The sequence below is a fragment of the Geothrix sp. genome (genome assembly GCF_020622065.1).
In the GTDB taxonomy this organism is placed as follows: domain Bacteria; phylum Acidobacteriota; class Holophagae; order Holophagales; family Holophagaceae; genus Geothrix.
Genome location: NZ_JAHRYQ010000001.1, coordinates 1,233,770 through 1,250,212, shown reverse-complemented (window position 1 = coordinate 1,250,212; position 16,443 = coordinate 1,233,770). Strand labels below are relative to the sequence as shown.

The following is a 16,443-nucleotide window of genomic DNA, read 5'->3' as shown; positions in this document are numbered from 1 at the left end:
GGAGTTTCCATGACCGATGCCCCCGACGACCAGATTCCAACCAGCGGCTCCGATGCCCTGGTGGCCGAGTTCCAGGCCCGCCGGGAGCGGCTTGACCAGCGGCTCATCACCCTCGAAGAACTGATCGGGGACCTGCGCCGGGATCTCCAGGGGGATTCCCAGGCCAGCCTCCTGCGCCTGGCCCAGGCCGCCCGGGACATGGCCAACGGTCAGGTGTACCAAAAGATCGACATCGAGGCCAAAGGCGAACTGGGGGCGCTCGTCTCCAGCATCAACCAGACCCTCCTCAACCTGCAGCAGCTGGATGCCTCGGTGAAGCACCAGAGCACCCAGGTGCCGGAACTGGCCGCCCAGCTCGACGCCATCACCTCGGACACCGAAGAGGCCACCCAGAGCGTCATGAACCGCCTGGATACCCTCATGGCCGCCAGCGACGACGCCACGCGAAGCCTCGAGGCCTGCCAGAAGGGCCTGAATGAACAGAGCCAGCGGCAGGCCCACCTGCAGGAGGCCGTCACCGGCTTCCTGGACCGGGCCGCGGGCGGTGAGGATCGGACCGCCCTGGCTCAGGAAGTGCTCGAATTCCTGTTCGCCCAGCAGGTCACGGCTCCGGCCGCGGCGACGGACCTGGCCCCCACGAAGGCCCTGCTCCAGCAGGTGAGCGATGAGGCCTTCGAGATCCTCAACATCCTCCAGTTCCAGGACATCACGCGCCAGAAGATCGAGAAGGTCGTGATCCTCCTCAAGCAGTTCCAGAGCGGCCTCAACCGGCTGCTGGTGATCTTCAACATCCATTCCGGCGCCATGTCCGGCGAAGGCTTCGCCGAACGCCGCGTGGCCACCCAGGACCACATCTTCGAAACCAGCCTGGAGGCCGACAGCCGCAAGGACAGCGTCGACGACATCATCGCCCAGTTCAAGAAGACCGGCGGAAACTGACGGCCCGGTTCCGGCCGATCAGACCAGGACGATCTCCAGCTCTCCGATGCCCTCGATGCCGCAACGCACGCGGTCCCCGCGGACGATGGCGCCGACGCCGGACGGCGTCCCGGTGAAGATGATGTCTCCGGGGGCCAGGGCCACATAGGACGACAGGTGGGCGATCACCTCGGCCACATTCCAGGTCATCTGGGCCAGGTCGCCGCGCTGCCGCTCCACGCCGTTCACCGACAACCAGATGCCTCCGGATGCCGGGTGACCGAGGCGGGCCGCCGGCACGAGTGCCGAGACCGGCGCCGACTGGTCGAAGCCCTTGGCCATCTCCCAGGGCTGGCCCTTGTCCTTGAACTTCGCCTGGAGGTCCCGGCGGGTGAGGTCGATGCCCACGGCGTACCCGTAGACGCAGGCGAGGGCCTCCTGGGCCGGAATGTCCCGTCCGCCCCCGCTGAGGGCCACCACCAGCTCCACTTCGTAGTGCAGGTTGGAGGTGACTGGTGGATAGGCGATGTCGCCACCGCCCGGCACCACGGCATCATGCGGCTTCCCGAAGAAGAACGGGGGCTCGCGATTCGGATCGCCGCCCATCTCCCGGGCGTGGTCCGCATAGTTCCGCCCCACGCAGTAGATGCGCCGGACCGGGAACAGAGGCTCCATGCCCTCGACGGGAATCGCAGGACGGGGGGGGGTGGGGATGACGAACGCCATGGAATGCTCCTAGCTTTTGGCCCGGGGGTGGGCCTTCTCGTAGGTTCGGGCCAGTTCATCGAGGCCCAGGTGAGTGTAGCGCTGCGTGGTGCTGAGGCTGGCGTGGCCCAGCAGCTCCTGGATGGCCCGCAGGTCCATTCCGCGATTCAGCAGGTGGGTGGCGAAGCTGTGCCGCAGCGCGTGGGGGCTGACGCGGGACCGCACGGAGGCCGCCTCCAGGGCCGCCCGGAGCAGCGCCCGCACACTGGTCGGCGTGAGCCGCCCGCCACGCTGGTTCAGGAAGAGGGCCGCGTTGGGCGGCAGCCCCTTGGCCGCCAGGAAGGCGGAGCGGAACCCCAGGTAGGCCGTGAGAATTTCCGCCGCCTGGACATGGTAGGGCACCAGGCGCTCCTTGCGCCCCTTGCCGAGCACCCGCAGGGTGCGCTGGTCCATCAGCAGATCCTGCAGATCGAGGCCCACCAGCTCGGACACGCGCAGGCCCGAGGCGTAGAGCAGTTCCAGCAGGCAGGTGAGGCGCGAGGAGGGGAAGTCGATGGCCGGCGGCAGGTCCAGGAGGGCCTGGCTTTCACCTTCCGTGAGGAAGGCCGGGAGCCGCTGGGGCTGCTTCGGATTCCGCAAGCCGGAAGCGGGGTTCTTGGTGATGCGCCGCGTCTCCCACAGCCAGCGGAAGAACCCTCGCACCGTGGAGAGGATGCGGGCCTGGCTGGCGGGATCGAGGCCGCGGTCCCCCAGTTCCAGGGCGAATCCGCGGACGGTGCGGGGACTGACCTCCCAGTCGTCCCATCGGCTGCGGACGGCATGGTCGAGGAGCTTGTCCAGATCGCCCTGCTGAGCCCGGGCCGTATGAGGTGACACGCCTCGGGCGCGCTGCTCCAGGTGGAAGGCCTGAATGCCCTCCCCCAGCGGCGCTGCGCCCTTCCCTGTTACCATGCCTTCACATCCCCCAAGTGTTTCGGAGTCATTGTGGCCCAGCCCATCGAAACCATTGCCCAGCTTTTCTATACGGCCGCAGAGAAGAACCTTCCTGACGCCCTCGCCGCGAAGCGCAATGGCGTCTACGAACCCATTTCCCACGCCGAGATCGTGGCCCGGGTCGAGCGTTTGGCTCTGGCCATGGCCGCCCGCGGCCTCAAACCCGGAGACCGGGTGGCGTTCATGTCGGAAAACCGCCCGGAGTGGGCCATCGCCGATTACGCCTGCGCCATCCTGGGCACCCCCGATGTGACCATCTACGCCACCCTGAACGCCGACCAGGCGGCCTATATCCTGAAGGACAGCCAATCCCGGTGGGTGCTCTGCTCCACTCGCGAACAGCTCGACAAGGTGCTGGCCCACTGGGACGAGCTGCCGGCTCTGGAGGCCGCCGTGCTGATCGATGGCGAGCTTCCGGCGGTGGCCAGCCGGAACCTCCTCCTCTGGTCGGATCTCCAGCGGGAAGGCCTGGCCATGGAGGCCCGTCGTCCGGAAGTCCGCGCCTGGGGCGAGCAGAGGAAAGCCTCGGACATCCTCACCCTCATCTACACCTCCGGCACCACAGGCGACCCCAAAGGCGCCATCCTCACGCACGGCAACCTCGTATCCAATGTCCTCGCGGGCCGGGCCACGGTGGCCAACATCACCGACAACGAGCGGGCCCTGAGCTTCCTGCCGCTCACCCACATCTTCGAGCGCATGGCCGGCCACTTCCTGTGGTTTCATGTCGGCGCCTCCATCTACTACGCGGAGAGCGTCAACACCGTCGCGGCCGACATGCTGGAAGTGCGACCCACGCTCATGGCCTCGGTCCCCCGCATCTACGAGAAGATCTTCGCGAAGATCTACGACGCGGTGTCCTCCGGCAGCTTCATCAAGCGCCTGATCTTCCACTGGGCCATGCTGGCGGGCCGCCAGGCGGTGCCCTACCTGCTGAAGGGCCAGGAGCCCCCCTCCTGGAAGGGCATGTGGTACCGCACGGCGAAGGCCGTCGTCTTCGAGAAGATCCGCCAGCGCACCGGGGGCCGGCTGAAGATCGCCGTCAGCGGCGGCGCCCCCCTCGGCGGAAAGATCATGGAGTTCTTCTGGATCCTCGGCATCCCCATCCTCGAGGGATACGGCCTGACCGAGACCAGCCCGATCATCACCGTGAACCGCTTCGGCGAGGTCATCCCCGGCTGCGTGGGCCGCCCGCTCTACAAGGAATGGAACGGCCGCCCCTTCGTGAAGATCGCGGAAGATGGCGAGATCCTCTGCCAGGGGCCGAACATCATGGTGGGGTACTGGAACAACGAGAAAGCCACCCAGGAAGCCATCGATGCCGACGGCTACTTCCACACCGGCGACATCGGGCACTTCGACGACGAGGGGCGTCTGTACATCACCGACCGGAAGAAAGAGCTCATCGTCACGAGCGGGGGCAAGAAGGTGGCCCCCCAGCCCATCGAGAACCAGCTCAAGGTGGACAAGTACATCTCGCAAGCCGTGCTCATCGGTGACCAGCGCAACTTCATCACCGCGCTCATCGTGCCCAATTTCGACAGCCTGGTGCGGTGGGCAGGCTACAAGAAGATCACCTTCAAGTCCCACGCCGAGCTCATCAAGAACCCGCTCGTGGTGGCCAAGGTGGGCAGCCGCGTCGAGCGGGTGAACGAACACCTCTCCAACTACGAGCGCGTCAAGAAAATCGTCCTGCTGGATCAGGAGATGACCCTCGAAGGCGGTCAGCTGACGCCCTCCCTCAAGGTGAAGCGGCGGGTCGTGAATCAGATGTACGCCGAGCAGATCGAGGGGATGTACACCGAGCTCAAGGGCTGATCGGGGCCTACGGGCACTGGCCGGCCCTGGGGAAAATCCCTACCCCGGCCAGCTCCCCCTGAAACCGCCCGGGAGCCACCTCTGATAGGCTGGACGGTCCATCCAGCCCAGGGAGTTCTTCCATGCGCGCCAGCATCGCCTGCCTGTCCGTCCTCCTGCTCGTCTCCGTCTACGGGTGCCGTACCCCTCAGGCCTCCGCACCGCACCTGTCCACCTCCCCAAGCGGCCTGGGGATCGCGGACCTCGCCCCTGGGAGCGGCCCCTCCCCGCGGATCGGCCAGACCTGCGTGGTCGAGGCCTTGGGCTGGGTGGAGGAGAGCGGCCAGAAGGGGCGCCTCTTCCTCGACACGCGCAAGCGGGGTTATCCCGCCACCTTCCCCCTCGGCGTCGGCCGGGTCATCAAGGGGTGGGACGAAGGCCTTGCGACCATGAGGCAGGGCGGGAAGCGCCTGCTCCGGGTGCCCCCCGCCCTCGGTTACGCCCCCCACGAGATCGGTGACGACATCCCTCCCGGAGCCACGCTGCTCTTCGAGTTGGATCTCGTCGACATCCGCTAGCCCGAGGATTTCCACCATCCGAGGTCATCCGTGACTGCCCCGCGCCGAGCGCCCTCCCCCCTTCCCATCCGGCCGACACCGCCGCCGGTGGAGAATCCACCGCCCACATCCCTCACGCGGGGCGTGATCCGGTCCTTCCTGATCGTGTCGGCGATCATCGTCATCACCGAACTCACCATCATGGTGGCCCTGGAGCCCCTGTTCCTGGACGACCACCTGACCATGGCGTTCGTGGATTCCGGGACCCTCATCCTCGTCTGCTTCCCCTCCATGTACTACCTGCTCATCAAGCCCATGGTCCGCCACCTCCTGGCCAAGGCGGAGACCGAACGGGCCCTGAGGGAGGTGCAGGCCACCAACGAGTTCATCCGCAACGATGCCAAGGAGCGGATCATGGCCGAGGCCATGGAGCGGACCAAGGCCGACGAGCGGATCCAGTTCCAGGCCAGGATCCTGGCCGTGGTCCAGCAGGGCGTGGTGGCCACCGGAAAGCACGGCGTCATCCTCTACTGGAATCAATTCGCCGAGCGGATGTTCGGGTGGACAGAGGAGGAAGTCCGCGGCGAGACGCTGGCCAAGGTGACCGCATTCAGCGCAGCGGCCGTGCGCCAGGGTCTGTCGTCCTTCGGAGCTGTGAAGGGCTGGTCGGGCGAAGTGCGGGCCGTGCGCCGCGACGACACCTGGTTTCCGGCCTACCTCACCTGCTCTCCCATCTGGCGGGCCGACGGATCCGTCGCGGGATTCGTCTACACCTTCATCGATACGACCGAACGCAAGAAGGCCGAGGAGGAGCTGCGCTACTCCGAAGAGAAATACAGCACCGTCGTGGAGAACTCCCCCACCGGAATCTTCATCTACCGCAACGGCAAGCTGGAGTTCGCCAACCAGAAGTTCTTCCAGATGGTGGGACGGTCGCCTTCCGACCTGGAGGCCATGGATGTCGCCGACATCGTCCATCCCGACGACTGGCCCACCGTCCAGGAGATCTGGCGGCGAAGATTCCTGGGGTCGGGCCCTTCCCAGGACTACGAATGCCGCATCATCACCTCCACCGGGGAGACTCGCTGGATCAGCGGTCGCAGCATCCTCATCCGGTACCGGGGCGAAAACGCACTCCTGGCGAACATCCAGGACATCACCGAACGGCACAAGGCCGAACAGGCCCTCCGCGATTCCCGCGAGGCCCTGCACCGCCTCTCGGCCCGTCTGCTCACGGCCCAGGAGAGCGAGCGCCAGCGCGTCGCCCGCGAGCTGCACGACAGCATCGGCCAATCCCTGAGCGCCATCAAGTTCATGGTCGAGCGCGTCCTGGACAGCGACGAGTGGCCCCCGGCAGGCGGGCGCCAGGCCCAGTCCCTGCAGGCGGTCATTCCCGTGATCCAGGCCTCGGTCGAAGAGGTCCGCCGCATTTCCATGGCCCTGCGCCCATCCACCCTCGACGACCTCGGGCTGCTGGCCACCATCGCCTGGTTCGTGCGGGAATTCCAGGGGACCTACCCCCACATCCAGGTGGAGAAGGTCATCGAGGTCGAGGAGTTCGAAGTCCCCGACCTCCTCCGGACGAATGTGTTCCGCATCCTCCAGGAGGCGATGAACAATGCGGCCAAGCACAGCCAAGCCGACAAGATCACCATCGTCCTGAGGCAGGTCCTCCACGACCTCCAGCTCATGATCTGGGACAACGGTGTGGGCTTCGACCTCGCCGTCACCCGGCGCGACGGTGGCACGACGGGCTTCGGCCTGGCCTCCATGCGGGAGCGGGCCGAACTGTTCGGCGGCTCGCTCATCCTCACCTCCACCGAGGGCGAGGGCACCATGATCATCGCCCGGTGGCCCACCTCCGAAGGAGAACCCGTCACTTCGTGACGAGCCCCTTCTCGATGGCGTAGGTGGTCAAGGCGGACACCGTATGCAGCTTGAGCCGGTCCATCAGGTTGGCCCGGTGCTTTTCCACGGTCTTGGGGCTGATGCAGAGGTACTCCGCGATGTCCTTCGTGCGGTAGCCCTCCGCGATGAGCTTCAGGACCTCCCGCTCCCGGGTGGAGAGTTCATCGAAGGCGGGACGGAGGGCGGTGGCATCCTTGGCCCCCAGGTAGCCCGACACCACGGTCGAAGCGATGGCGGGCCCAAGGTACCGCTCGCCGTTCAGCACGCTGCGCACGGCCAGCATCAGCTCCGATGCAGACGAATCCTTCAGCACATAGCCGTCCGCCCCGGCCTGGAGCGCGGTGAACACATAGTCCTCAGTCTTGTGGACTGTCAGGACCAAGACCTTGGTCTGGGGGCTGATGCGCTTGATCTCCTTCAGGGCTTCCAGCCCGTTGGACCGGGGCATGGAAAGGTCCAGCATCATGAGATCGGGGGTCAGCTCCTGCGCCCACCGCACCGCCTCGCGCCCGTCGGCCGCCTCCCCCACCACCTCGAGATCCGGTCGCGAACTCAGCAATGCCTTCAGCCCTTCCCGGAGGATGGTGTGATCCTCCGCGATGACGAGGCGATATCGCTGTTCTTGGGCCATGCCACTCTCGATCCCGTCGTGCGTATCGCCACAGCCTAGCGGGACCAGGGCCGAATTGCCTAGTCATTATGAAAAGTGGATATGGGGAGTTCCCACCCGACCAATGGGGGGTACCCCCCATTCGCCCGCCTTTCCCCGGGACCCACTATGGAGACCTGCGGGTGCGCATGTGCGCTAATCCCGCTACACGCCTCTCTTGGACCAGGCTCGCCGGAATTCTGGCGGCGCCGAGTTGAAATGAGACCCCATGGTACTGATCGTGGAAGACAACCAGTTGTTCCGGCGGTACCTCCGGGATTCGCTGAGCCGTCATTTCCCCGATTTGAGCTTCTATGAGGCCGAAAACCTGGCCCAGGGGCGGCAGAGGCTCCGGGAAACCCGCCCTGAAGCCGTTCTGGTGGACCTCTGCCTTCCCGATGGCACGGGCCTGGATCTGGTGGAGACCATCCATCGGGACTACCCGGAGATTCCGGTGGCCATCTGCACCGCCCACGATCTTCCGGAATACCGGGAGGCCGCACGGAAAGCCGGCCTGGACGCCTTTTTCGTCAAGAATCACCTCGACTGGGAGGGTGTCATCCAGCTCATCACCACCTCCCGGTACAAGTCCATGCGGCAGGCATGCCCCCCTCCGGCCCCGACTCCTGGCATGCTTTCGTGATCGCCTCCCTCGTTTCATCGATTCTCAGGAGACCTGCCATGCGCGCCCTCGCTCTCGCCGCGGCCCTGGCGGCCGGTCTCGCGGCGGCCCCCGCGCCCCCCCCCGAGCCCCAGGGCAACTGCGCCGTGTGCGGCATGTTCGTGGCGAATTTCCCCGACTGGGCCTCGGTCATCAGCTTCAAGGACGGCACCACGGCCTGGTTCGACGGGCCGAAGGATCTCTTCACCTGCCTGCTGGACCTGGGCCGCTACGCCCCGCGCCGGAAAGCGGCCGACATCGTTTCGATCCGGGTGAAGGACTACTACGGCCTCGCCCCCATCGATGGCCGGAAGGCCTTCTACGCGATGGGCAGCGATGTCATGGGCCCCATGGGAAGGGAGCTCGTGCCCTTCGCATCCGAAGCCGATGCACGCGACTTCCTCAAGGATCACAAGGGGCAGCGGATCCTGGGATTCCAGGAGGTCACGCCCGCTGTCCTCAAAGCCCTGGAGTAGGCTCCCCGCCGTGCGCAAATCCACCCTCTTCCTGATCCTGACGGGCGCCCAGGTCGGCCTGCTCGCGGCGGCCCTCCTCCATGCGCGGGTGCAGGAAGGGCCTGCCCTCCTCCAGCGCCAGCCCAGCCAGATCCTTGTTCAGGAACTGGGCCTCACGGACCTCTGCCTCTTCACCGAAGCCCGCTACACCCGCCACCCAGCCATGGCCGACCGCCACGCCGCTTTCCAGGATCACCCCCTGGGCCTGGAGCACTTCCCCTCCGGTTCCCTGGTGCCGCCGCCCGCCTTTCCCACGAGATCTCATGCCCCCGTCCCTGCGCCGCACCCGGAACATCCTTGATTTCGCGCTGTCGTCGCTGCTGAGGCGAAGGGGGCGGAACCTGTCGCTGCTCCTGGTCTACACGCTGGTGGTGGCCGTGCTCGCCTCACTGATCTTCTTCGTCCAAGCTTTGAAACGCGAGGCCCGGCTGGTGCTCGGCCAGGCCCCGGAGATGGTGGTCCAGCGCATGGTGGCTGGGCGCCACGATCCGATCCCCACGGCCCAAGCCGAGGCCATCCGCGCCATCCGGGGGGTGCGGGAGGTCACGCCGCGGGTCTGGGGTTACTACTACGACCCCGTCTATGGGGGGAACCTCACCGTCATGGGCCAGGAGGGCGGCGGCCTGGCGGCGGATTCTGTCCTCATCGGCCAGGGTGTGGCCCGCAGCATGCGCGTGAGGGAGGGGGACATGATCTCCCTCCGCGGCTACTCCGGCCTACCCATGCTGTTCGCCATCCAGAAGGTGCTGCCCGCCGAATCCGAGCTGGTGTCGTCGGATCTCGTCATCATGTCCCTGCCGGACATCCGCACCCTCTTCAACCTGCCCGAGGGCCAAGCCACGGACCTGATGGTCCGCGCCGGAAACCCCCGCGAGCTGCCCACCATCGCCGCCAAGATCGTGGAGCGGTTCCCCGATGCCCGGCCCATCCTGAAATCCGAGATCCTCCGAACTTACGACGCCATTTTCGACTGGCGCGGTGGCTTGCTGGTGGCAGTGCTGGCCTCGGCCATGCTCTCCTTCGTCATCTTCGCCTGGGACAAGGCCACGGGCCTCTCCGCCGAGGAGCGCAAAGAGATCGGCATCCTGAAATCCATCGGCTGGGAGACCTCGGATGTGCTGCTGCTGAAGTTCTGGGAAGGCACCGTCATCTCCCTCACGGCCTTCCTCTCCGGCGTCCTGCTCGCCTACGGCCATGTCTTCTTCTTCTCCGCCTCCCTCTTCGAGCACGCCCTCAAGGGCTGGTCGGTGCTCTTCCCGCGCTACCGCCTCATCCCCACGGTGGACGCCTATCAGCTCGGGGTGCTGTTCTTCCTCACGGTCCTGCCCTACACGGCCGCCACCCTCGTGCCGTGTTGGCGGGCCGCCACGGTGGACCCCGATGCCGCGATGAGGTCCTGACCATGATCGAGCTCACCCAGGTGGTGAAGACCTACCATGCCGGCCTCGCCACGCCGTTCACCGCGGTGGACGGCGTGAGCCTCCAGATTCCGTTCGGCCAGCTCACGATCCTCAAGGGCCCCAGTGGCTCCGGCAAGACGACCCTGCTGACCCTCATCGGCTGCATGGCCCGCCCCACCTCGGGCCGCATCCACCTCCACGGTCTCCCCGCGGTGGCCCTGCCCGGCCTCCCCGCGGGGGACGGCCTCGAGATCACCAGCCTCCCCGAGCGTTTCCTCACAGGCATCCGGCGCCGGACCTTCGGCTTCATCTTCCAGCAGTTCAACCTGATCCAGGGCATCTCGGCCCTGGAGAATGTGATGCTCCCGGCCTGCCCCACGGGGGAGGACGCCGCTGCCGTCCGCCGCCGCGCCCTGGAGCTGCTGGACCGCTTCGGCCTTTCGAGACAGGCCACAGCCGCCGTGGGCCGGCTGTCTGGCGGCGAAGCCCAGCGCGTGGCCGTGGCCCGGGCCCTCATCAACGATCCCGCCGTGATCATCGCCGATGAGCCGACGGCCCACCTGGACAGCCGGCTCTCCACGGAGTTCATGGAGCTGATGGGGACCTTCAAGGCCACCGGCCGAACCCTCCTCATCGCCAGCCATGACCCCATCGTCTACGAGTCGCCCCTCGCGGACCGGGTGGTGACCTTGCGCGACGGCCGCATCACCGCGACCACGCCATGATTCAGCACCCGGGAGTCCTCGCCCTCCTGCTCGCCTCGGGCCTCGTCTCGCTCATGCTGGGCTTCGCGGGCTGGCATGCCGTCGAGATCATGCTCCGGTGGAACCTCCGGAGCGGCAGCGAGCGGCAGCTCGATCTGGAACGGCGCACCTACCTGGTCTCCACCCTCGTCGCCAACGCCCTCGTCATCCAGATCCTGTCCCTGTTCCTGTTCGTCTTCACGGCGGATGGCCTGCACGATCAGTTCGTGGGCGCCATGTGCGCCGCAGGCTCCCTCGCCGCCAACGGGTTCGGCTACCCCACCCTCCTGGTGAAGCTCGGCACCTGCTTGCTGGCAGGGCTGTGGCTGGTCCTCCATCACGCGGATACCCGGGGCCACGACTACCCGCTGATCCGTGCGAAGCACGCCCTGCTGCTGCTGCTCGTCCCCCTGGTGCTGCTGGAAACCTACCTGCTGTGGCGCTATGTCGCCGGCCTGAAAGCCGATGTGATGACGAGCTGCTGCGGCAGCCTCTTCGGGCAGGGCCGCCAGAGCCTCGGAGCCAGCCTGGCCGGGCTGCCCCCACGGCTCATGCGCCCCGCCTTCTGGTCCGTCCTGGCGGCCCTGCTGGTCACAGGCGGCCTCGTTCTCCGGAGGCGCCAAGGCACGATCCCGTTCGCAATCCTCAGCCTGGCCTTCCTGGCGGTGGCCACCGCCTCACTGATCTCCTTCATCGGCCTCTACATCTACGCCCTGCCTACCCACCACTGCCCCTTCTGCCTGCTGCACCGGGAGTACGGCTTCGTCGGCTATCCGCTCTACGGAGCCTTGCTGGGGGGAGCCATCTCGGGCCTGGGCGTCGGCGCCTTGGCGCCCTTTCAAGGGCGCCCCAGCCTGGCGCTCGCCCTGCCCGGGATCCAGCGGAAGCTCACCTGGACCGCGCTGACCCTGGCCCTGCTCTTCACCCTCATCGTGGGCGCATGGATGGTGCTGTCGCCCTTAAAACTCTAGGAGTGCCGAACAAAACCCCCACGGGATCGCGCGAGGGCCGCCGGGCGAGTGAGGCGAGGAACGCGAGGAGACGCGTAGCGGGTAATACGCGTGACGAGCGTGACGCTGCATCGCGACGCTCGCCGGCCCTCGCCCGGAGGGAGCAAGCCAGGTGGGCGCCCCGCGGCGTCACGGCCCTTGAACGATGTCCCGCATCGCCCTGCGGGCCCTTCCTGGCGGTGCATCCCACCTGGCTTGCTCGCGGCCCCGTCGGGGTTTTGTTCGGCGCTCTAGGTCATGCCGTGGCGGCCGAGGTAGCGCCGGACGGCCGCCTGGGTTTCAGGCAGTTGGAGACCTGCTTCCATGGAGATCCGGAGCGCCTCCGACATGGGCATCCCCTTGTCCAGCACCAGCCACGGGCAGACGATGGCCGCGGCCCGGTTGCCGTTGCTGCAGTGGAGCAGCACCCGGGAGCCCTTGGGAAGGTCGCGCAACAGGGTTCTCAGGAAGTCGAAGTCCGCATCCGGAGGCGCCTTGGCCAGCGCGTAGCGCTGGTAGTGGATTCCCAGATCGGACATCTTCGCCGACTCGGACTCGCAATTGAGGTTCGGCTCGTCATCCCGGCGCAGGTCTATCACATGGGTGAAGTGGTGCTTCTTCAGCGCCTGGCAGGTGGTCTCGTTGGGCGTGCCCTTGAGCACAAAGACGCCGGTGCGCACCTCCACGGCGCCTGGAATCACCGAGTCCTGGGCCTGGAGCACCAGGGCCGGGAGAAGGAGGAGCGACAGTTTCAACATGGAACCCTCCGCGACATCGCCTGGATACCAGGCAGGTTCGCGGAGACCACCGGAGGGGCCGAAGGCTTTGGAGCCCGGGTCCCAGCGGGCGGGTCTCCACACTTCCCAATGTAGGCCTTTGGGTCAGCTATTCAATGGACCTGGTCAGACGGTTCTGGAAAAAGCCGTCTTGGCGCTGAGTTTCGCCAGGTAGGCATCGAAGGGCTGCACCAGGTTCCGGACGAAGCGCCGGCCCAGATCCGTGATGAAGATCCCCTCCGGGCGGACCTCCACCGTGCCCTGGGGCACCTCCTCTTTCAGCTGCGTCACGGCATCGGCGAAGAGTACCGGCCCGTCCACGCCGAACCGCTGCTTGAGATCCTCCCAGCGCAGCTCGAAGTGGCCCATGAGGTGGTGGATCACCCAGCGGCGCAGCTCGTCGTCCTCGGTCAGGCGATGACCCTTGTGGACGGCAAGATGCCCTTCCGTGATGCTCCGTTCCCACTTGGCGAGGATCTTCTCGTTCTGGGAGTACACGCCGGCCACATTGGAGATGGCGCTGGGCCCGAAGCCCACCAGATCCGAGCCCGCCTTCACCGCGTAGCCCATGAAGTTGCGGATGAGCTTGCCCTCCTGGACGGCCTTGGCCATGGGATCGTCCGGGTGGGCGAAGTGGTCCATGCCGATGGCGACATAGCCCGCCTTCTCCAGGATGTCCGAGGCCAGCAGCAGCAGATCCAGGCGCAGCTCCGGCGTGGGCAGGGTCTCCTCGGGGATGCTCCGCTGGAAAGGCATGATGCTGGGCAGGTAGGCGAAGCCGTAGATGGCCATGCGGTCCGGCGACAATTCCAGGGTGGATTCCAGGGTACGGCGGAAGGTATCCATGGTCTGGCCCGGCAGGCCGTAGACCAGATCCAGGTTCACGCCGTCAAAGCCCAGCTCCCGGCACTGCCGCATGGCCGTGAGGGTGTGGTCCCAGGTCTGGCCGCGGGTGATGAGGGCCTGCACATTCTCGTCCAGATCCTGCACCCCGAAGGAGACCCGGTTGAAGCCCATCTCCCGCAGCGCCGGCAGCTGATCCGGCTCCAGGAAGGTGGGGTCCACTTCGATGGCGATCTCGGCGCCCGGCAGGAACTCGAAGCGGTCCTTGAAGAGCTGGAAGGTGCGCTTGAGGTCCGCCGCCTTCAGGTAGGTGGGTGTGCCGCCGCCCCAGTGCAGCTGCAGGGCCTTGCGACGGTCCTTCAGGCGCGAGCAGACAAGGTCGAGTTCCTTCGTCACCGCCGCCAGGTAGGCCTCCACAGGATCGTACTGGGGGCTCACCACCACATTGCAGCCGCAGTAGGCGCAGCGCCGGGGGCAGAAGGGGATGTGCAGGTAGAGCGACAGGGCCTCGTCCGGGCGGGCGTTGGCGCGGTCGAGCGCCGCCAGCACCTCGGGCTCCGGAAAGTCGTCGGACCAGACCGGGGGCATGGGGTACCCCGTGTAGCGCGGCCCGGGCCGGTCGTACCGACGGATGAGATCGGCGAGCTGGTTCATGCCTTCACCTCGTCAAGAACGGCCGCCACCACGGCGGGGTCGGTCTCGGGCACGAGCCCGTGACCCAGATTGAAAACATGGGGGTGCCCCTTCATGGCGTCCACGATGGCCCGGGCCTTCCGCTTGGCGGTGTCGGCGCCCGCCAGCAACGCGGTGGGATCCAGGTTGCCCTGCAGCACCATCTTCGGGAAGCGGCGGCGGGCCTCGCTGATGGGCACCTGCCATGGCACGGCCAGGCCCTTGCAGGGCAGCTGGTTCAGGGCATCCGGCAGATAGCCGGTGCGGGCGAAGAAGAGGGTCGGCGCGGCCGTCACCTGGGAGAGCGTGCGTTCCACGGAGGGCAGCGCGAAGGTCGCGTAGTCGTCGGCGTCGAGCTCACCGGCCCAGGTGTCGAAGAGCTGCACGCCCTGGGCACCGGCCTCGATGTGCAGGTTCAGCAGCCGCGCGGCGGCGTCTGCCAGTTTGTCCATCCACTTCTGGGCCAGCACGGGGTTCTGGTGGATGAAGGCCTTGGCCTTCGCCCAGCCCTTGCTGCCCTTCCCTTCGATGCCGTAGGCCAGCAGGGTCCAGGGAGCGCCTGCGAAACCGAGCATCGTGACCTTCTCGGGCAGGTTGGCCTTCACCTTGCGGATGGCGTTGCAGACCGGCTCGAAGACCTTCTCGTCCAGGGGACGGTTGATGTCGATCTGGTCCAGCGTCTTGCCGATGCGGGGGCCGCCCTCGGGGATGGTGACCTCGCAGCCCAGCGCATCGAGAATCACCAGGATGTCGCTGAAGATGATGGCGCCGTCGATCTGGGGGAAGCGGCGGATGGGCTGCAGGGTGACTTCCGCCGCCAGATCCGAATCATTGAGCAGCTGCTCGAAGGTGACCTTGGCCCGCACCTCGCGGTACTCCGGCAGGAAGCGCCCCGCCTGGCGCATGAACCAGACCGGGGGCTTGTCGAGGACTTCACCGTTGAGAACACGCAGCAGGGACTGGGGCATCACATCACCGAAAAAACCATTCACCGCAGAGGAGGCAGAGAACGAAAAGGAAGAGGCTTGCGAAAGATCAGGCGAAGTCCTTGGCTACGACGGCCGCGGCCTGCTTGAAGCGGGCCAGCTCGGCTTCGCCGTGGGCGGCGCTGAGGAAGGCCACCTCGTAGCCGCTGGGCGGGAGGTAGACGCCCTGACCCAGCAGGGCCTTGTGCAGACGGTTGAAGACGCTGATGGCCTCGCCCTTCACCGCGTCGCTGCGGCGCACGCCGTCCTGGAACAGCGGCCAGAGCAGGCTGCCGTAGCGGGGGCAGTGGAGGCCGGGGATGGTCTCGAAGGCTGCGGCCCACTTCTCGGCATTGGCCTCCAAGCCGGCGTAGAAGGCCGGGGTGAGCTTCTCCATGGTGGCCAGGCCGGCGGCCATGGCCACGGGATTGCCGGACAGCGTGCCCGCCTGATAGACCGGGCCGTCCGGCGCGACCACGCCCATGATGTCCTTGCGGCCGCCGTAGAGGCCCACGGGCATGCCGCCGCCGATGATCTTGCCGTAGGTCGCCATGTCCGGGGTGATACCCAGGCGCTCGGCCGCGCCGCCCGGAGCCACGCGGAAGCCGCTGATGACCTCGTCGAAGATGAGGACCACGCCGTGCTGGGTGCACAGCTCGCGCAGGCGCTTGAGGAACTCGGGACGCTGGAGCAGCAGGCCGTTGTTGGCCGGAATGGGCTCGATGATGGCCGCGGCCAGCTCGTTACCGATCTCGGCGAAGGTGCACTCCAGGGTCTCCAGGTCATCGAGCGTGACCACCGAGGTCAGCTCGGCGATGGCCTTGGGCACGCCGGCGCTCGTGGGGGCGCCGAAGGTCACGAGGCCGGAGCCGGCCTTCACCAGCAGGCCGTCGCTGTGGCCGTGGTAGCAGCCCTCGAACTTCAGGATGCGCTCCCGGCCCGTGAAGCCGCGCGCGGCGCGCAGGGCGGACATGACGGCCTCGGTACCCGAGGACACGAAGCGCATCTTCTCGATGAAGGGCACCATCTCCTTGATCTTGCGGGCCAGGCTCAACTCGCGGCGGCTGGGGGCACCGAAGGTGAGGCCCTCCTGCATGGCCTCGTTCACGGCGGCCAGGATGTCAGGGTGGGCGTGGCCCAGGATCAGCGGGCCCCAGGACATGCAGAGATCGAGGAAGCGCTGGCCATCCTCGTCCTCGAACCAGGCGCCCGAAGCCTTCTTGAAGAACTTGGGCGTGCCGCCCACGGCGCGGAAGGCCCGCACGGGGCTGGAGACGCCGCCGGGAAAATGGGTGAGCGCTTCCTGGAACAGGGTCTCGTTGCTCATGAATGCCTCTTAGATGCTCTGCGGT

Annotated in this window: 17 protein-coding genes; 10 read left to right on the top strand and 7 right to left on the bottom strand. The window is 66.9% G+C overall.

The annotated features are described in order from the left end of the window. Positions 1-9: 9 nt before the first annotated feature. Positions 10-939 (top strand): methyl-accepting chemotaxis protein, encoded by a 930-nt coding sequence (locus tag QZ647_RS05845; RefSeq protein ID WP_291271265.1) that lies wholly within the window; start codon positions 10-12, stop codon positions 937-939. An 18-nt stretch (positions 940-957) separates the two neighbouring features. Here the strand turns inward: QZ647_RS05845 and QZ647_RS05840 are convergent, their stop codons facing one another. Then, positions 958-1,644, bottom strand: a complete 687-nt coding sequence (locus tag QZ647_RS05840) for a fumarylacetoacetate hydrolase family protein (protein ID WP_291271264.1) — start codon at positions 1,642-1,644, stop codon at positions 958-960. Between the two features lie 9 nt (positions 1,645-1,653). Then, positions 1,654-2,574, bottom strand: a complete 921-nt coding sequence (locus tag QZ647_RS05835; protein ID WP_291271263.1) for a tyrosine-type recombinase/integrase — start codon at positions 2,572-2,574, stop codon at positions 1,654-1,656. 33 nt (positions 2,575-2,607) lie between these two features. Here QZ647_RS05835 and QZ647_RS05830 point away from each other — a divergent pair, with 33 nt between their 5' ends. The 3 genes from QZ647_RS05830 (at position 2,608) to QZ647_RS05820 (ending at position 6,857) form a co-directional block, all read left to right on the top strand. Further along, positions 2,608-4,434 (top strand): long-chain fatty acid--CoA ligase, encoded by a 1,827-nt coding sequence (locus QZ647_RS05830; RefSeq protein ID WP_291271262.1) that lies wholly within the window; start codon positions 2,608-2,610, stop codon positions 4,432-4,434. A 122-nt stretch (positions 4,435-4,556) separates the two neighbouring features. Further along, on the top strand, positions 4,557-4,991 hold the full coding sequence (locus QZ647_RS05825; RefSeq protein WP_291271261.1) for an FKBP-type peptidyl-prolyl cis-trans isomerase: 435 nt from the start codon (positions 4,557-4,559) through the stop codon (positions 4,989-4,991). A gap of 123 nt (positions 4,992-5,114) precedes the next feature. Next, entirely contained in the window at positions 5,115-6,857 is a 1,743-nt protein-coding gene (locus tag QZ647_RS05820) for a PAS domain-containing sensor histidine kinase (RefSeq protein ID WP_291271260.1), read from the top strand. On the opposite strand, the gene QZ647_RS05815 is transcribed toward QZ647_RS05820, so the two are convergent. Next, positions 6,847-7,509, bottom strand: a complete 663-nt coding sequence (locus QZ647_RS05815) for a response regulator transcription factor (RefSeq protein WP_291271259.1) — start codon at positions 7,507-7,509, stop codon at positions 6,847-6,849. The genes QZ647_RS05820 and QZ647_RS05815 overlap by 11 nt on opposite strands. Positions 7,510-7,756: 247 nt before the next feature. Between QZ647_RS05815 and QZ647_RS05810 the strand changes: the two genes are divergently transcribed. From QZ647_RS05810 to QZ647_RS05785, 6 genes are all read left to right on the top strand, one after another. Beyond that, positions 7,757-8,170: a response regulator gene (locus QZ647_RS05810; RefSeq protein ID WP_291271258.1), complete on the top strand. Its 414-nt coding sequence runs from the start codon at positions 7,757-7,759 to the stop codon at positions 8,168-8,170. A 38-nt stretch (positions 8,171-8,208) separates the two neighbouring features. Further along, complete coding sequence (locus tag QZ647_RS05805) at positions 8,209-8,664, top strand: nitrous oxide reductase accessory protein NosL (protein WP_291271257.1); 456 nt, start codon at positions 8,209-8,211, stop codon at positions 8,662-8,664. A gap of 88 nt (positions 8,665-8,752) precedes the next feature. Beyond that, positions 8,753-9,004, top strand: coding sequence for a hypothetical protein (locus QZ647_RS05800; protein WP_366526153.1), 252 nt, complete (start codon positions 8,753-8,755; stop codon positions 9,002-9,004). Continuing rightward, a complete protein-coding gene (locus tag QZ647_RS05795; protein ID WP_291271255.1) occupies positions 8,967-10,103 on the top strand; it encodes an FtsX-like permease family protein in 1,137 nt (378 codons plus the stop codon). Before QZ647_RS05800 ends, QZ647_RS05795 begins: the two co-directional genes overlap by 38 nt. A gap of 2 nt (positions 10,104-10,105) precedes the next feature. Further along, positions 10,106-10,828 carry an ABC transporter ATP-binding protein gene (locus QZ647_RS05790; protein ID WP_291271254.1) on the top strand — a complete coding sequence of 241 codons (723 nt, stop codon included), beginning with the start codon at positions 10,106-10,108 and terminating at the stop codon, positions 10,826-10,828. Further along, entirely contained in the window at positions 10,825-11,817 is a 993-nt protein-coding gene (locus QZ647_RS05785; RefSeq protein ID WP_291271253.1) for a hypothetical protein, read from the top strand. The genes QZ647_RS05790 and QZ647_RS05785 overlap by 4 nt, the downstream gene beginning before the upstream one ends. Positions 11,818-12,086: 269 nt before the next feature. Here QZ647_RS05785 and QZ647_RS05780 read toward each other — a convergent pair whose 3' ends face one another. The 4 genes from QZ647_RS05780 to QZ647_RS05765 form a co-directional block, all read right to left on the bottom strand. Further along, a complete protein-coding gene (locus QZ647_RS05780; protein ID WP_291271252.1) occupies positions 12,087-12,593 on the bottom strand; it encodes a hypothetical protein in 507 nt (168 codons plus the stop codon). Between the two features lie 144 nt (positions 12,594-12,737). After that, positions 12,738-14,108, bottom strand: coding sequence for an oxygen-independent coproporphyrinogen III oxidase (gene hemN, locus QZ647_RS05775; protein WP_291271251.1), 1,371 nt, complete (start codon positions 14,106-14,108; stop codon positions 12,738-12,740). After that, positions 14,105-15,094 (bottom strand): uroporphyrinogen decarboxylase, encoded by a 990-nt coding sequence (gene hemE / locus QZ647_RS05770; RefSeq protein WP_291271250.1) that lies wholly within the window; start codon positions 15,092-15,094, stop codon positions 14,105-14,107. The genes hemN and hemE overlap by 4 nt, the downstream gene beginning before the upstream one ends. Positions 15,095-15,161: 67 nt before the next feature. Further along, the gene (locus QZ647_RS05765) at positions 15,162-16,418 is read right to left on the bottom strand and encodes a glutamate-1-semialdehyde 2,1-aminomutase (protein WP_291271249.1); all 1,257 of its coding nucleotides are present in this window, start codon (positions 16,416-16,418) and stop codon (positions 15,162-15,164) included. Positions 16,419-16,443: the final 25 nt, after the last annotated feature.

Excerpts from the sequence above, each read along its gene's own strand:
- QZ647_RS05805 (WP_291271257.1), top strand. The coding sequence starts at position 8,209 with ATGCGCGCCCTCGCTCTCGCCGCGGCCCTGGCGGCCGGTCTCGCGGCG.
- QZ647_RS05840 (WP_291271264.1), bottom strand. The coding sequence starts at position 1,644 with ATGGCGTTCGTCATCCCCACCCCCCCCCGTCCTGCGATTCCCGTCGAG.
- QZ647_RS05810 (WP_291271258.1), top strand. The coding sequence starts at position 7,757 with ATGGTACTGATCGTGGAAGACAACCAGTTGTTCCGGCGGTACCTCCGG.
- QZ647_RS05845 (WP_291271265.1), top strand. The coding sequence starts at position 10 with ATGACCGATGCCCCCGACGACCAGATTCCAACCAGCGGCTCCGATGCC.
- QZ647_RS05780 (WP_291271252.1), bottom strand. The coding sequence starts at position 12,593 with ATGTTGAAACTGTCGCTCCTCCTTCTCCCGGCCCTGGTGCTCCAGGCC.
- QZ647_RS05835 (WP_291271263.1), bottom strand. The coding sequence starts at position 2,574 with ATGGTAACAGGGAAGGGCGCAGCGCCGCTGGGGGAGGGCATTCAGGCC.
- QZ647_RS05795 (WP_291271255.1), top strand. The coding sequence starts at position 8,967 with ATGCCCCCGTCCCTGCGCCGCACCCGGAACATCCTTGATTTCGCGCTG.
- hemE (WP_291271250.1), bottom strand. The coding sequence starts at position 15,094 with ATGCCCCAGTCCCTGCTGCGTGTTCTCAACGGTGAAGTCCTCGACAAG.
- QZ647_RS05790 (WP_291271254.1), top strand. The coding sequence starts at position 10,106 with ATGATCGAGCTCACCCAGGTGGTGAAGACCTACCATGCCGGCCTCGCC.
- QZ647_RS05825 (WP_291271261.1), top strand. The coding sequence starts at position 4,557 with ATGCGCGCCAGCATCGCCTGCCTGTCCGTCCTCCTGCTCGTCTCCGTC.
- QZ647_RS05785 (WP_291271253.1), top strand. The coding sequence starts at position 10,825 with ATGATTCAGCACCCGGGAGTCCTCGCCCTCCTGCTCGCCTCGGGCCTC.
- hemN (WP_291271251.1), bottom strand. The coding sequence starts at position 14,108 with ATGAACCAGCTCGCCGATCTCATCCGTCGGTACGACCGGCCCGGGCCG.
- QZ647_RS05815 (WP_291271259.1), bottom strand. The coding sequence starts at position 7,509 with ATGGCCCAAGAACAGCGATATCGCCTCGTCATCGCGGAGGATCACACC.
- QZ647_RS05765 (WP_291271249.1), bottom strand. The coding sequence starts at position 16,418 with ATGAGCAACGAGACCCTGTTCCAGGAAGCGCTCACCCATTTTCCCGGC.